Below are 13,717 nucleotides of genomic sequence, written 5' to 3'. Positions count from 1 at the left end.
CGCCGTGCAGGGCCTGGTCAATGGCTTCGGCGAGGGGTTGAAGCGGCGGCGGTGGGGGCTGAAAAAGCCAGGCCTGTCGCAGTGGGCGCCGTCCGGCACCTGGCGTGTGGTAGCGGTGTTGAGATTGTTGGTACATCATGCTTTCACTATGGGCGTTCGCCTTTCAGAATACAAAAAGCAGGACATCGGATGATGTCCGCTCACCAGATTGGGATGGCGCGCCAGTCAAGGTTTGACACAACGTTGGGGCATGAAAGCCGGGGCGAGATGGCTTCTCAATTTTGCAAACGAAAGGCTTGCCAAGCGAGGGGCCTTAAGTTATGTATTAGTTCGAAATAGCATCATTATGCCAGCATTCACCTACGTTGCGCGCGATCCGGCGACACAAAAGGAAACCAAGGGCACCGTGGACGCCTCAACCAAGGAAGCGGCGGTGGCCGCGCTGTTGAATCGCAACCTCCTGGTGGTGGACATCCAGGAGAAGGCGGTCAAGAAAGGCAAGGCCGCCGGCGGCAGTGTGAGCTTGCAGGATTTGGTGGTGTTCACGCGGCAGTTGGCGACGATGATTGACGCGGGCCTGGCGATTGTGCAGTCGCTGCAGGCGCTGGCGGAGCAGACGCAGAACAAGCTCATGCGCGACGTCATCAAGGACGTGACGGCGCGCGTGGAGGCGGGCGACAGTTTTAGCGAGGCGCTGGCCAAGCATCCCAAGGTGTTCAACCGCCTGTATGTGTGCATGGTGGGAGCGGGTGAGCGGGGCGGTTTGCTGGCGGAGATTCTGGCGCGCACCGCGACGTACCTGGAAAACACCGCCCGGCTGCGCAAGAAGGTGAAGTCGGCGATGATGTACCCGGCGGCGGTTACCACCATTGCCATTGGCATCACCATCTTCCTGCTGGTCAAAGTAGTGCCGGTGTTCGGCGAGATTTACGCCGGCTTTGGCGCGAAGCTGCCGGGGCCGACGCAATTCCTGATTGATTTGAGCCACAAATTGCGCGGGCCTTTTGGGTTGACGCTGCTGGGGGTGGTCATTGCGGTGGTGTGGGGCTGGCTGGCGTACATCAAGACCAAGCCGGGACGTGAGTTTTGGGATAGGATACGCATCCGGCTGCCGATTTTCGGGGTGATTGGACACAAGATTTGCCTGAGCCGTTTCACGCGAACGCTGGCCTCCTTGATACGCAGCGGTGTTCCCATTCTGGAAGTGCTGAATATTGTGGCCAACACCGTGGGCCATGTGGGAATGGAAAAGGCCATCCGCACGGCGGCGGCGGACATTGAAAAAGGCGAGAGCATGTCCAGCGCGTTTGCCAAGCGGCCGGATTTGTTTCCTTCGATGATTATCCGCATGATGACCGCCGGCGAGCAAACCGGCAAGGTGGACAGCATGCTGGAGCGCATTGCGAATTTCCTGGACGAGGAAGTGGAAAACACGCTCTCCGGATTGACGTCGCTGATTGAGCCGCTGTTGATTGTATTCCTTGGGGTGACGGTGGGCGGCATTGCCATCTGCATGTTCCTGCCCATCTTCAAGATGAGCGACATCATCAATCCGCCGCGGTAAGCCGCGGCAGGCAGGGCCGCCCCGCTCGCCACTCCGGCGGCCCGCAGCAGATGGCGAACCGCCACCAACCCGCCCCGGACGGCGTGGTGTACGGCGGAAGGGTGAACTGGTTCCATGGCAAAAGTCTTACTGGTAGATGATGAAATAACCATGGTGCAAATGGTTTCCGAGCTGTTGCGCTCGGAAGGGCACGAGGTGTTCCCCTACACCAACGGCGCCGCGGCCATGGAGGGACTGGAGGAACATAATCCGGAGCTGGTCATCACTGACCTGTACCTGGACCGCACCCGCGCCCACGGGCTGGAGATACTGGAGAAGGCCCGCGCGTTGAATCCACCAGCCACGGTGATTGTCATCACCGGCTTTGGCAGCATCGAGACGGCGGTGGATGCGATGAAAAAGGGGGCCTACGATTACCTGCGCAAACCCTTTGAACTGGAGGAGCTGCGGCTGACGGTACAGCGGGCGTTGTCGTACAACGACGCCATCAGCGAAAATGTCTATCTGCGCAAGCAGCTCAAGCGGGCAATTCAATTCAATCAAATCATCGGCGCCTCGCCCGCCATGAAGGCCCTGTTCAAGACCATTGAGCGGGTGGCGGATTCTGACAGCACAGTGCTGGTGCTGGGGGAAAGCGGCACCGGCAAGGAGCTGGTGGCCCGGGCGCTGCACTACAACAGCAAGCGGCGGTTTGCCCCTTTTGTGCCCATCAATTGCAGCGCCCTGCCGGAGCACCTGCTGGAGTCGGAATTGTTCGGGCACCGCAAGGGCGCGTTCACGGGCGCCATTGCGGACAAGAAGGGGCTGTTTCAGGAGGCGGATGGCGGCACCATTTTATTGGATGAAATCGGCTCGATGTCGGCAGTGCTGCAAAGCCGGTTGTTGCGGGTGTTGCAGGACCGCGAGGTGCGGCGGGTGGGTGATAACACGCCCATTTACGTCAATGTGCGGGTGGTGGCCGCCACCAATGAACCCCTGGAAAAGCGCATCAAGGAAAACACCTTCCGGGAGGATTTGTATTACCGTTTGAATGTCATCCCGATTGTGCTGCCGCCGCTGCGGGAGCGGCGCGAGGATATCCCGCTGCTGGTGGCGCATTTCCTGGCCAACAAAGTCCATGCCCGCTCGGGCCGGCCGTTCCAATTGACGCGCCAGGCCATGGAAACGCTCATGAGCCATTCCTGGCCGGGCAACGTGCGCGAGCTGGAAAACGCCATCCAGCGGGCCTGCGCCCTGAGCGAAACGGAAATAATCCATGTGAGCGATTTGCCGGCGCACCTGGTGCCGCCCCAACTGGCCGACCAGGACAAGGGTGAGGTGGCGCAATTGCCCGAGCCTGCCACCCACGTGCCGGAGCTGTTCCCGCCCTCGCCGGTGGGGGTGGCCCCCCCCTTAAAAGGCGCCGAGACACCGGCGGCGGACCGGCCCATTGTGCCGCTGAAGAATTTCCTGCGTGACCAGGAACAGGCCTATTTGAACCGGGTGCTCGCCCAGGTGAATGGCGACAAGGAAAAAGCGGCGGAAATCCTGGGCATCAGTCTGGCCACGTTGTACCGCAAACTGGCAGGAGAAGGTTGAGCAGCGCGGGATAGCACCCGCCCTGCATTCTAAGGAGGGCATCATTTCGCCCCGGAGGGCCAGCGCTCTCAGGCCACGGGAGTTTTGACTTCAGCGCCCGCTTCCACCATGCGGTCGGCCAGGTAATCCCAATAGGAAGGCTCGGTCTTGTCCGCGTGGGGGCTTTGAAAAATCAACACATGACAAGGCGCCTGGCGCGCAATGCGCCGCGTGACGCCGGCATCCCAGAGGCGGTAAAACCAACTGCGCGTGTGAGGGCTGAGCACAATGGCCTGGCAATCCACCGCCACCGCGGTGGCCAGGATTTCGCGTGCCGGTTTGCCGCGCTGCACCAGCACCCGCACCGGGACCTGTGGGGGCACCAGCAGACCCGCCAGATGCGCAAGGCGCCGTGAGGCCATTTCGCCCACCTCGTCCAAACCGTAAAACAAATTGCGGTCATCCACCCCGCGCACGTAGTCCAGCACGTGCAGGAGCACCAGGCTGGAACCCGCCTCGGCAGCCAGGCGAGCGGCGTATTTGAGGGCATCTATGGAAGCGGGGGTGAAATCCACCGGCACCAGAATGCGCTCCCATTCCAACGCGTGACAACATTTTGTCCGCGGAGCTGCCACCGCCGTCCCGGGGGGATGCCAATTTGTTGTCATATCCATGATAATATAACCGCCTGATAATGATTTCTCAGCAACAAAACGGTTACATTTCGGCAACTTGCATCCGCAGCGCGGCCGGTCTCAAGGTTTCTGCCAGACCACCGTTTCCGCGCAATCCAGGGTCAAGGTGAAGGTCAAATTCGTTTTTTCAGTGGGACGCCAGGCGCGCAGTTGGAGGGTGTCGCCCGGCTGCCGGCGGCGGATTTCCTGCAACAAGTCCGGGATGCGAAACAAGGGGCGTTCCCCGACGGTCATGAGGAAGTCCCGAAGTTTCAGTCCGGCCCTGGCGGCGGGGCCATTGGTGCGCAACACGCTGACCACCAGGCCGGTGGAGTTGGCTGGCAGTTGCTTGATATAGGAGGGGTCCATTTCCCAAGGATGGTCCACCCCCACGCCCGCATCGGGAGTGGCCGCGTCCCGCCGGGTTTTTAGGAGGGCATGCACCGCCTCCACCGGGGCAAGGTAGGCCATGCCCATCGGCCGGTTTTCCATGGAGAGAGAGCCGGACTGAACCCCAACCACCCGTCCCTTGGAATCCAGCCAAGGCCCGCCGGAGGTGCCGCCTTGCATCATGGCGGCCAGGTAGATGACTTCCACGTACCCCAGCCGTGGGCCGTAAAACTCATACCCAACAGCGTCTTTGGCCACACGCCCCGGCTGCCAGAGGGCCTGCCGGAAAATGGGCGCTCCCAGTTGCATCAAGTCCTCACCCACGCCGGGCCGGCGGCTGGCCAGCGGCAAAGCGGGGGCCTGACGCATGGGCGGCTGGGTTTGCAGCAGGGCCACGTCGTGGCCCACGTCACGCGCCACTAAAAGACACGGCAAACGCCCAAACCGGGGTGAAAGCACTTCCACAACGGCATTGGAGCGGGTGAATAGGTGGGCGGCGGTCACGATGGTGCCAGTGGCGTTGACGAAAAAACCACTGCCGTTGTGACGACCATCCAACAACACTTCCACACTGGCACCCACGGCCCGCTGGTACAGGGTTTCGCGCGAAGCCGCGCCCACCGAAAGCGGGCCGGGCAGACCAAGGGAAATTAAGCATGCCACCGCCGCAAGCAGAGGTCCCCCCAGACCCATGCCACGCCCTGCCAACCTCACAAAACCAGAGACCATGCTATTGGATTTGGCCGGGCGGTGGATAATTTTTGGCGGCATCATCCAGCACCAGCACCCAGTCGAGGACCTCGCCCGGGTCAGGCGGCACAAACGTGCGTTCGCCGGTGCTGGGAAACTCGCCGATGCGCTGGGCGGCGCCGGTGCGGGGATTGAACCACCAGGCGCGCACGGTGGGGCCGGTAATTTTGTTCATGCGCACTTTGAAGGCCCGGCCCAGCGGGGCATAGACCATGGCGTAACTGCCAGCGCTATCCCGCGTGGCCACAAAACGGTAGCGGCCGGCCCCGGGCACCGAGGTGGCCACCCGGTCGGTCACAATCACGTCGTCATCCGGGATGCGGGTAAAATAGGGCCGGGAAAGAATCAGATGCTTGCCATGTTGCATCTGGGCCGCGCCCGGTTGCTGGATGGCCTCGTGCCACGGCATGAGGGGATTGTTGATGGGCTGGTGGTGGGTGGCCCACATCTGCCAGACGGAATGATGGCCATAGGTATGGCCACAGGCGCCGGAAAAAACATCCCAGTAAAAAGGCCGGCGGACATCGGCCGCGGTGGAATGGCCCTGTTTATCCGCCGCAAAATTTATGGGGTGGTCTTCGTAAATGGGCTCACCATCAATCACCGGCTTGATGGGAGTGCGGTTATAATCGGCGCGGGTTTGGTCATAACGGCCGGTGTAATCAACGGCATGACCATTTTGGCGCATGTTGAAGTCCAGCCAGTCCTCCTGATGAAACCATTGGGAAGAGCCCGCGCCGCCGGGCGGATGAAAGGTTATGAGATGCGCGCCGCCGTCACCCTGGCGCAGGCCGCGGGCCATGGCGCGAATGATGCCGCGGTGCTCGTCGTTTTCCACGGGCCGGTCGCCGCCGAGAATCCAGATGATGCCCTTGTCGCGATAGCGTTTGCCGAGCCACTCGCCGTAGGCCGCCGCCATATCGGGAGTAAATTGCAGGCCGCCCACACCCCATTTTTTATTCCATTTATCTCCCCAGGTAGGCAGGAGGCCAACATAAATGCCCAGGCTGTTGGCCTTGTTGATGATATAGTCCACGTGGTCCCAATAATCGTTGTTGGGGCCCTCTTTGATGTCGGGCTGCAAGGGATTGTTGTTCACCAAGGGGCGATGGCCATAAGCGTTGGGAGCATTCAGACCGTCCAACTCCGCCAAAGCCACAGCTTGGACCACATTGAATGCTTTTTTGGCGCGGTCCTCGAGGTAACGATCCGCCTCCTCGCGGTTGAGCCGGTGAAAAAGCTCCCAAGCGGTATCGCCAAGGTAAAAGAAAGGACGCCCGTCTTCGGTGGCCAGAAAACGGCGGTTGTCACTAACTTTCAACTTGGGCAAGGCAGCCTGTGCAGGCGGGTAGGAGGCCAGGGCCAGAGCTGCGAGCAAGAGCCAAAACAACAGCTTTGGGGATGTTTCGTGTTTCATGGCGGAGAGAATGCTCAAACAAGGCAAAGCCTGTCGAGTCTTGAGTATGGGCAAAGCGTAATGTTTCGGCCCTCTGCCCTGCCCCAGAAGGAGGGTAATTTCCTTCAGGGTGTTGCCGTCGCATCAGGCCACTCCCCCTCCCCCGCCCGCAGCGAGGACACCAGACAACACAGCGCTGGGAAGAACGCTTTGCTATTTGGCGCGCACGTCCAGGCAGGCCATTTTCCAGAGGTCACGCACGATGAGCCGCCCTGCCACCATGGCAAGGGGGCCCCAGGCATCGGGGCCGTCCAGCACTTTGGCCCGCGCCAGCGGTTTATAGCCCGCAGTGCTGGCTTCGGCCAAAGTCAGCGTACCGTTGTCATCCAGAAGGTAAATCATGCCTTGGGCAATGAAATAGGGGCCTTTGCCGAAACGGTTGGCAGCGCCGCTCTGCCAGACCACTTTGCCGTTGAGGTCCAGGCAGACCAACTGGCCATCAGGACGGACACCAAAGATATGGTCCTGATAGAGGATGGGGGTGTGTTGCTCGGCGCCGAAGGTCTTGGCCTCCAAACGGAAAAGGGTCTCGCCGACGAGGCGCCCTTGCTGCTCGCGCAACTGCACCATCATGGCCCCCGCGTTGTAACCACCGCTGAAAAAGAGCCGGTCCCCGCCAATGACCAGCGGCATGGCAATGTTGGCAATGGTGATTTTCCAGGAATTGGTCTCCCACAGGATTTCGCCCGTACCATCCGCCACCACGGCCACCCCGCCGCTGGCGCAATAGGCAAACATCCGGCGGCCGTTGAAGGTGAAGGGAGCGATGGAGGAATGGGTCATCTGCCAGCGATTGGGATTGGGCGAGCGCCAGACAATCTGGCCGGTGAGGCAGTCCACCGCCACCACCAGGGCGCTGCCGCCCGTGCCCAAAATGAGGCGGTCGTTTTCGACGTAAGGGCATTGGCCGGCGTACCAGGGGGGCACTTCTGTGCCAAATTCGCGCGGCAGATTCATCTGCCATTTCAATGCGCCGGTGAGGGGGTCCACGCAAATGACCTGACATTTGGGGCCAATGGCCACCACGTATTTTTCCGTGACGGCCGGAATGGTGCGGCTCATGCCATGGTCGCGCTTGGTTTTGCTCGGGTAAGCGTAACGCCAGATTTCGCGGCCATCGGTCAGCGAGAGGCAGCGCAGGGCATCGGATTCGCTGGCCCGGTCGTAATCCATGACGTACACGCGCCCATTCCAGATGGCCGCGGCAGCAAAGCCTTCGCCCACATCAATTTTCCAAAGCAGGGGGGGACCATTTTCCGGCCAGCTTCGGGCCAGGGGAGTGGGGTCAGTGCAGATATTGTCCCAATTGGGTCCGCGAAAACGCGGCCAAGAGCCGGGAATGTCCGCCGGCTGGCCGGCGCCGGGAATGAGTTTGCCCTCCCATTTGGCCGCGGCGGCCTTGGCAGCCTGTTCGCTGCCATCCTGACCCGGCAGACGGGAGGTGACCGGTGCCGTGGGGCCAAAGGCCCACCAAAGCAGGGCCAGGGAGGCGGCCACAATCAAGCCGGAGGGCAGGAATTTCGCTGCAGGTCGTTCTGTCATGTTCAACCCAACCTAGATTATACGTGCACGGGGCTATTGTCATTCAATTTCAGGATTCCGGGCGGTGGCTTTGCGCTTTCCAAGGAACGGGGGGACTGCTAAGAAAAATCCATGATTGCCAATTTGAAAGTGGGTTTCGTCGGCGCCGGCAAGATGGCTACTGCTCTGGCACGCGGTTTTGTGCGCGCTGGACTGGTGGAATCGGACGCCATCAGCGCCAGCGATGTGTCACCCGCCGCCCTGGCCAGTTTTGTGCGCGAAGCGGGCGGGCGGGCGATGGAATCCAATGCCGCGGTGGCCGACGCTGCCGAGGTTCTTTTTGTTGCGGTGAAACCGGCGCAAGTGGCCGGCGTGTTGCAGGAAATAGCCCCCCAGTTGAGTCGGCGGCATCTGGTGGTTTCAATTGCGGCTGGTGTGCCGCTGGCGCGCTTGCAGGCCGTGGTGCCGGAGGGAACACGAGTCGTGCGCGTCATGCCCAACACACCGGCCATTGTCGGCGCGGCCGCCAGCGCCTATGCGCTGGGCGCTCACGCCACGGTTGCCGATGGGGAGCTGGTGCAAAATCTGCTGGCCGCTCTGGGCTTTGCGTGCCAGGTGCCGGAGCCGTTGCTGGATGCGGTCACCGGTCTGAGCGGCAGCGGCCCGGCCTATGTTTATATGGTCATAGAAGCGTTGAGTGACGGGGGCGTGGCCGCGGGGTTGCCGCGGGAAGTGGCCACCCGTTTGGCCGCGCAGACCGTCTTGGGCGCGGCGCGCATGGTCATGGAAACGGGCCAACATCCGGGGGTCTTGAAAGACCAGGTCACCAGTCCCGGCGGCACCACCATCGAAGGATTGCACGAACTGGAAAAGGCCGGCGTCCGCGCGGCTTTTATTGCCGCAGTCCGAGCCGCCACTGATAAAAGCCGCCTGTTGGGAAATAAATGAAAAGCCCTGAAACCATGCCGCCTGGCCTGGCACGGGTTTTCTGGGTCAGCCTGACGGCTTTGCTGGGCGGGCTGGCGCTGGGGGTATGGTATTTCATCATCGTGCAAGCGGCGGGGGTGGTGGCAATGTTATCCCATGTGCTGCTGCCGCTGGCCTTGGCCGCCATTCTGGCCTGCCTGCTGGACCCGGTGGTCACCGCGCTGGAGCGAAAACTCAACATCCCCCGCACCCGCGCCATTCTCCTGGTGTTTTTTCTGGCAGTGATGCTGGTGCTCATTCTTCTGGCGACTGTGATCCCCCAACTTGTCTATGAGATCATGCATTTGGTGGATACGCTGCCGGCCACCATCGAAAAATTCCGTCTGCGCCTGGATGAAATGCTGAAGAACACCGCCGCCGGCGTGAAATTGCAGGCGCTGTGGGATACGGAATTGGAAAGCCGGGTGAAGGAAACCCTCCCCGCAGTTACCACCTGGCTGTTGCAACAAGTGGCCAAAGCCGCCGGGTGGCTGGGATTTCTGGCGGGGCTGGCCCTGGCGCCGGTGTATTTATTCTACTTTTTGTTGGAGAAAAATCAGATCGTGGCGCGCTGGGAGCATTACCTGCCCATCGCAGAATCGCGCCTCAAAGAAGAAGTGGTTTATGTGCTGCGAGCGTTCAATGATTGCCTGGTGGCCTTTTTCCGCGGGCAAGTACTCGTGGCCCTCTGCATGGGCGCCATGCTGACGGTGGGTTATATGGCGCTCGGCTTGAACTATGCGCTGCTGCTGGGTGCGCTGGCGGCCATCCTGGGCATCATCCCTTACCTAGGTTACATGATCAGTGTGGGGCTGGCCGTCATCATTGCGGTGGTGCAATTTGGTGACTGGTGGCATCCAGCCCTGTTACTGGCCATCTTTGCGGCGGCACAAATCATCGAAAGTCTTTTCATCTCACCCAAGATTATCGGGGACCGTGTGGGGCTGCATCCAGTGCTGGTCATTGTGGCCATTTTGACGGGCACCACCCTCATGGGCGGGGTGATGGGCGGGCTGCTGGCCATCCCGCTGGCCGCCGCCCTGCGCGCCATGCTGGCCCGATATGTTTGGAAGCGGCAAAAAGCCGCCACCGCCGCGCCGGTTTCGGCGTCCTCAGCCTGAGCCAGTCCCTTATGGATAAACAACAGGTTGCCGAGATTTTGCAGGATATCAGCGTGCTGCTGGAGCTGAAGGGCGAAAACCCCTTCAAGGCGCGCGCCTATGCCAACGCGGCGCGCGCATTGCTGGCCTTGGAGGAGCCACTGGAAAAAGTGGTGGCGGAAGAGCGCTTGGGGAGCATCAAAGGCATCGGGGAGGCGTTGCAGGAAAAAATCACCCTGCTGGTGACCACCGGCCAGTTGCCCTACTACGAAGAGCTGAAAGCCTCTATTCCGCCGGGTTTGCGGGAGCTGATGACCATCCCCGGCCTGGGGCCAAAGAAAATCAAGGCCTTGTACGAAAAACTGGGGGTGGATGACGTCGCCAAACTGGAGGCGGCCTGCCAGGCAGGCAAGGTGGCAACGCTGGATGGTTTTGGCGAGAAAACGCAGGCCAAAATCTTGGAGGGCATCGCCTTTCGCCGCCAATATGCCTCGCGCCATCGGCTGGATGTGGCGCTGGCCGCCGCCGAACCCATCCTCGAGGCTCTGCGCCAGCATCCAGAGGTTATTCGCTGCAGCACGGCTGGCAGTTTGCGGCGGTGGAAAGAGGTCATTGGCGATGTGGATTTTCTGGCCTCCTCCAAAAAACCTGCTGAAGTCATAGATTTCTTCACGCGATTGCCCGGCATCCTGACCGTGCAGGCCAAGGGGGAAACCAAGGCCAGTGTAGTGCTGGAAGGGGGACTGCAGGCCGATTTGCGGGTGGTCAGTGACGCCGAATATCCCTTTGCGCTGGCCTATTTCACGGGCAGCAAGGAGCACAACATTGTCATGCGGCAGCGCGCCATCCAGCGTGGTTTGCGCCTCAACGAGTATGGATTATTCCGCTCGCAGGAAGAGACCCGCGATCCGGCGCTGCGTTTGGATTGCCGTACGGAAGAGGAGATTTTCGCCGCGCTGGAGCTGGCCTACATTCCCCCCGAATTGCGCGAAGACCGCGGTGAATTTGCCGCGGCCGAAAAAGGTCCCCTGCCCCGCCTGCTCGAATGGACGGATTTGCGCGGCTCGCTGCATAATCACTCCAATTGGAGCGATGGCCAGCATACCTTGCGGGAAATCGCGCATCAGGCCGAAGAATGGGGCTTTGGCTACTGGGCCATTACCGATCATTCCCGCGCTTCTTTCCAGGCACACGGTTTGGAGCCAGACAAGGTGCGCGAGCAAATCAAGGCGATTGCGGAAGTCAACCGGCACCTGGCCGACGAAGGCATGGAAGTGCGCCTGCTGACCGGCACGGAAGTGGACATTCTGGCTGGCGGCAAATTGGATTTTCCCGATGACCTGCTGGCGGAGCTGGACGTGGTGGTGGCCAGCATCCATCAAGGCTTCAGCCAGAATGAAGCCGAGAACACCAAACGCCTTATCGCCGCCGCGCAAAACCGCTGGGTGCACATGTTGGGCCATCCCACCGGCCGGTTGCTTTTGGAGCGCGAAGCTTACAAGGTCAACCTGGAGGCGGTCATTGACGCCTGTGCCGAAACCGGCACATGGATTGAATTGAATGCCAACCCCTATCGGTTGGACATGGACTGGCGTTGGTGGCCGCTCGCCAAGGCCAAGGGGGTCAAATGTGTCATCAACCCTGATGCCCACCGCCACGAGCATGCCGGCTATTTGCGCCTGGGGGCGCAGGTCGCACGCAAAGGCTGGCTGGAAAAAGCGGATGTGGTGAACACCCTCCCCCTCCCCCAACTGCTCAGGGCTTTGCAAGAAGGTAAACGCGCCCGGTAACCGCTGACCCGTAGTTTATGCCCCCCTGTCACCCGCTGTCCTCTCGCGGCTTTTGCCAATATCCCATACTGATTCCCCGGCGTCTTGCCGAAGGAGCATTGCATATCTTTTTCACCACGGGACGGTGTCTGCTGGGGGTCTGGCTCCTGGGAGGCATCATCGCCATGGCCCAGGCCGCCGACATCTCCGCCTCCGCCAAGGCTGTGCGGCAATTGGAAGAGTGGCTGCGCCAGCCCCGCGAAAAACGTCCCGCTCTGGCCCAGGCGACCTTTGGCCGCACGCCCTTGACCCGACCGGATGCGCAACGGGCACAAAGCCTGTTATGGGAAGATCACGCGGCTTGGATTCGCGCCACACGGGCGGCGGAGATGGAGGCCAAAGTCCTTGAATTGAACGGCCTGAAAATGCGGTTTGAAATGGTGAGCTTTGGCCCCACCAATCCGCCCCCGCCGGGTGGCCGCAGCCTGTTCATTGCCATGCACGGTGGCGGTGGCGCGCCCCCGGCCGTCAACGATTCGCAATGGAAAAACCAAATCCGCCTGGCTCAGGCTTACGCGCCCAAAGAAGGCATTTATCTGGCCCCGCGAGCGCCCACGGACACCTGGGACTTGTGGCACCAGGCCCACATGGATCGTTTTTTAGTGCGGCTCATTGAGAACCTCATCGTGCTGGGACCGGTGAATCCGGATCGCATTTATCTCATGGGGTACTCGGCGGGCGGCGACGGCGTCTATCAGGTGGCCCCGCGCATGGCGGACCGTTTTGCCGCCGCGGCCATGATGGCCGGCCATCCCAACGAGGCCTCCCCCCTGGGGCTGCGCAATCTCCCATTTATTTTGCAAGTGGGCGCGCTGGATGCAGCCTATAAACGCAATCAAGTGGCGGAAGAATGGGGGCGCAAACTGGCGGCGCTTCATCAGGCCGACCCCGAGGGTTACGTGCATAAAGTGGTGTTGCACGCCGGCAAGGGGCATTGGATGGATTTGGCGGATCGGCAGGCCATTCCGTGGATGGAGCAATTCCACCGCCAGCCGTGGCCCCAGCGGGTTGTCTGGCGGCAGGATGATGTGACCCATGAACAATTTTACTGGCTGGCGCTGCCGGCAGGCACAGCCAGGGTGAATCAGGAAGTCCACGTGCAACGCCAGGAAAATATTATTGATATCCTCCAAGTGAAAGACGTGGGTCGCCTCTTGATTAGGCTGAATGACGCCATGCTGAATCTCGATGCTCCTGTGACGGTCCAACAACGCTCGCGCAGATTATTCCACGGCGTGGTGCCCCGCACACTGGAAACCTTGGCGCAAACCTTGCAGGAACGCGGAGACCCGCGCCTGGTATTTAGCGCGGAAATTACCATTGCCTTGCCGACCGCCGATTAGTCCAAGAGACGCGCAACGCCCTGGCCTGCTTTACCGCAACAACTCAATTTCACTTCGGCAACGGCAAGGAAGGTCCCGTGGCATCCCGAGGTGGTGTCTGTTCTACATGTCCATCCCCAAACACCACGTTGGCCATGCCATCGTGCCGGCCAGCAAGCTGGTCGGCTGGATTGCCGGGCGCCCACGAACCATCGTTGGGTGCCACTTCCTCCGCCAGCATAATAATACCGCGCGGCCCTTCGCGGAACAGGCGGCGCTGACTTAAATGCTCATTCATGGTGTAACTGTAGGCATACACCCGTCGCTCGGCCTCAAAATCCATGGGACAGCGCAAAAGTGGTGGGGAGAAATCCGGGTGATAACGCGACATAACACTCTCCTGCAACGGCCGGTTGGTTTGCCAGAAAATCCAGTCATTCGTCGCCATCCGGCTTTTGCCGGCGGAACGTGGCAGCCGTTCCTCAGTCTGCGCGCACATAAGAAACGCCTGTCCCAATTCTTTCATCTGCGCCACACAAGCCGCCCGGCGGGATTGTTTGCGACACTCTCGCCAGTGCCATCCTGCCC

The 13,717-nt window shown here is 60.9% G+C and carries 11 protein-coding genes; 6 read left to right on the top strand and 5 right to left on the bottom strand.

Annotated elements, in window-relative coordinates; all coding sequences use genetic code 11:
• The first annotated feature begins 346 nt into the window (after window positions 1-346).
• Window positions 347-1,564: a type II secretion system F family protein gene (locus tag NXS98_RS01810; protein WP_283846756.1), complete on the top strand. Its 1,218-nt coding sequence runs from the start codon at window positions 347-349 to the stop codon at window positions 1,562-1,564.
• 114 nt (window positions 1,565-1,678) lie between these two features.
• The gene (locus NXS98_RS01805; RefSeq protein WP_283846755.1) at window positions 1,679-3,142 is read left to right on the top strand and encodes a sigma-54-dependent transcriptional regulator; all 1,464 of its coding nucleotides are present in this window, start codon (window positions 1,679-1,681) and stop codon (window positions 3,140-3,142) included.
• A gap of 68 nt (window positions 3,143-3,210) precedes the next feature.
• Here the strand turns inward: NXS98_RS01805 and NXS98_RS01800 are convergent, their stop codons facing one another.
• From NXS98_RS01800 to NXS98_RS01785, 4 genes are all read right to left on the bottom strand, one after another.
• Window positions 3,211-3,789, bottom strand: coding sequence for a universal stress protein (locus NXS98_RS01800; protein WP_283846754.1), 579 nt, complete (start codon window positions 3,787-3,789; stop codon window positions 3,211-3,213).
• Window positions 3,790-3,876: 87 nt separating this feature from the next.
• Window positions 3,877-4,848 carry a S1C family serine protease gene (locus NXS98_RS01795; protein WP_283846753.1) on the bottom strand — a complete coding sequence of 324 codons (972 nt, stop codon included), beginning with the start codon at window positions 4,846-4,848 and terminating at the stop codon, window positions 3,877-3,879.
• Window positions 4,849-4,915: 67 nt separating this feature from the next.
• Window positions 4,916-6,352: a glycoside hydrolase family 140 protein gene (locus NXS98_RS01790; protein WP_283846752.1), complete on the bottom strand. Its 1,437-nt coding sequence runs from the start codon at window positions 6,350-6,352 to the stop codon at window positions 4,916-4,918.
• Window positions 6,353-6,544: 192 nt separating this feature from the next.
• The gene (locus tag NXS98_RS01785; protein WP_283846750.1) at window positions 6,545-7,933 is read right to left on the bottom strand and encodes a PQQ-binding-like beta-propeller repeat protein; all 1,389 of its coding nucleotides are present in this window, start codon (window positions 7,931-7,933) and stop codon (window positions 6,545-6,547) included.
• A 111-nt stretch (window positions 7,934-8,044) separates the two neighbouring features.
• Here NXS98_RS01785 and proC point away from each other — a divergent pair, with 111 nt between their 5' ends.
• From proC to NXS98_RS01765, 4 genes are read left to right on the top strand one after another with little or no spacing between them, the layout of a single operon-like run.
• The gene (gene proC / locus NXS98_RS01780; protein WP_283846749.1) at window positions 8,045-8,860 is read left to right on the top strand and encodes a pyrroline-5-carboxylate reductase; all 816 of its coding nucleotides are present in this window, start codon (window positions 8,045-8,047) and stop codon (window positions 8,858-8,860) included.
• Entirely contained in the window at window positions 8,857-9,999 is a 1,143-nt protein-coding gene (locus NXS98_RS01775) for an AI-2E family transporter (RefSeq protein WP_283846748.1), read from the top strand. The genes proC and NXS98_RS01775 overlap by 4 nt, the downstream gene beginning before the upstream one ends.
• An 11-nt stretch (window positions 10,000-10,010) precedes the next feature.
• Window positions 10,011-11,768 (top strand): DNA polymerase/3'-5' exonuclease PolX, encoded by a 1,758-nt coding sequence (gene polX, locus NXS98_RS01770; RefSeq protein WP_283846747.1) that lies wholly within the window; start codon window positions 10,011-10,013, stop codon window positions 11,766-11,768.
• A gap of 17 nt (window positions 11,769-11,785) precedes the next feature.
• Window positions 11,786-13,150, top strand: a complete 1,365-nt coding sequence (locus tag NXS98_RS01765) for an alpha/beta hydrolase family protein (protein ID WP_283846746.1) — start codon at window positions 11,786-11,788, stop codon at window positions 13,148-13,150.
• 49 nt (window positions 13,151-13,199) lie between these two features.
• Here the strand turns inward: NXS98_RS01765 and NXS98_RS01760 are convergent, their stop codons facing one another.
• Window positions 13,200-13,628: a hypothetical protein gene (locus NXS98_RS01760; protein ID WP_283846745.1), complete on the bottom strand. Its 429-nt coding sequence runs from the start codon at window positions 13,626-13,628 to the stop codon at window positions 13,200-13,202.
• Between the last annotated feature and the right edge of the window lie 89 nt (window positions 13,629-13,717).

Source organism: Fontisphaera persica, assembly GCF_024832785.1.
Classification (GTDB): Bacteria; Verrucomicrobiota; Verrucomicrobiia; order Limisphaerales; family Fontisphaeraceae; genus Fontisphaera; species Fontisphaera persica.
The sequence above is the reverse complement of the archived record's forward strand: the minus strand, read 5'-3'. Positions and strand labels throughout refer to the sequence as shown.

What these genes read in the sequence shown, in the direction of transcription:
- NXS98_RS01810 (WP_283846756.1), top strand. Translation starts at nt 347, where the DNA reads ATGCCAGCATTCACCTACGTTGCGCGCGATCCGGCGACACAAAAGGAA.
- NXS98_RS01805 (WP_283846755.1), top strand. Translation starts at nt 1,679, where the DNA reads ATGGCAAAAGTCTTACTGGTAGATGATGAAATAACCATGGTGCAAATG.
- NXS98_RS01800 (WP_283846754.1), bottom strand. Translation starts at nt 3,789, where the DNA reads ATGACAACAAATTGGCATCCCCCCGGGACGGCGGTGGCAGCTCCGCGG.
- NXS98_RS01790 (WP_283846752.1), bottom strand. Translation starts at nt 6,352, where the DNA reads ATGAAACACGAAACATCCCCAAAGCTGTTGTTTTGGCTCTTGCTCGCA.
- NXS98_RS01785 (WP_283846750.1), bottom strand. Translation starts at nt 7,933, where the DNA reads ATGACAGAACGACCTGCAGCGAAATTCCTGCCCTCCGGCTTGATTGTG.
- proC (WP_283846749.1), top strand. Translation starts at nt 8,045, where the DNA reads ATGATTGCCAATTTGAAAGTGGGTTTCGTCGGCGCCGGCAAGATGGCT.
- NXS98_RS01775 (WP_283846748.1), top strand. Translation starts at nt 8,857, where the DNA reads ATGAAAAGCCCTGAAACCATGCCGCCTGGCCTGGCACGGGTTTTCTGG.
- polX (WP_283846747.1), top strand. Translation starts at nt 10,011, where the DNA reads ATGGATAAACAACAGGTTGCCGAGATTTTGCAGGATATCAGCGTGCTG.
- NXS98_RS01765 (WP_283846746.1), top strand. Translation starts at nt 11,786, where the DNA reads ATGCCCCCCTGTCACCCGCTGTCCTCTCGCGGCTTTTGCCAATATCCC.
- NXS98_RS01760 (WP_283846745.1), bottom strand. Translation starts at nt 13,628, where the DNA reads ATGTGCGCGCAGACTGAGGAACGGCTGCCACGTTCCGCCGGCAAAAGC.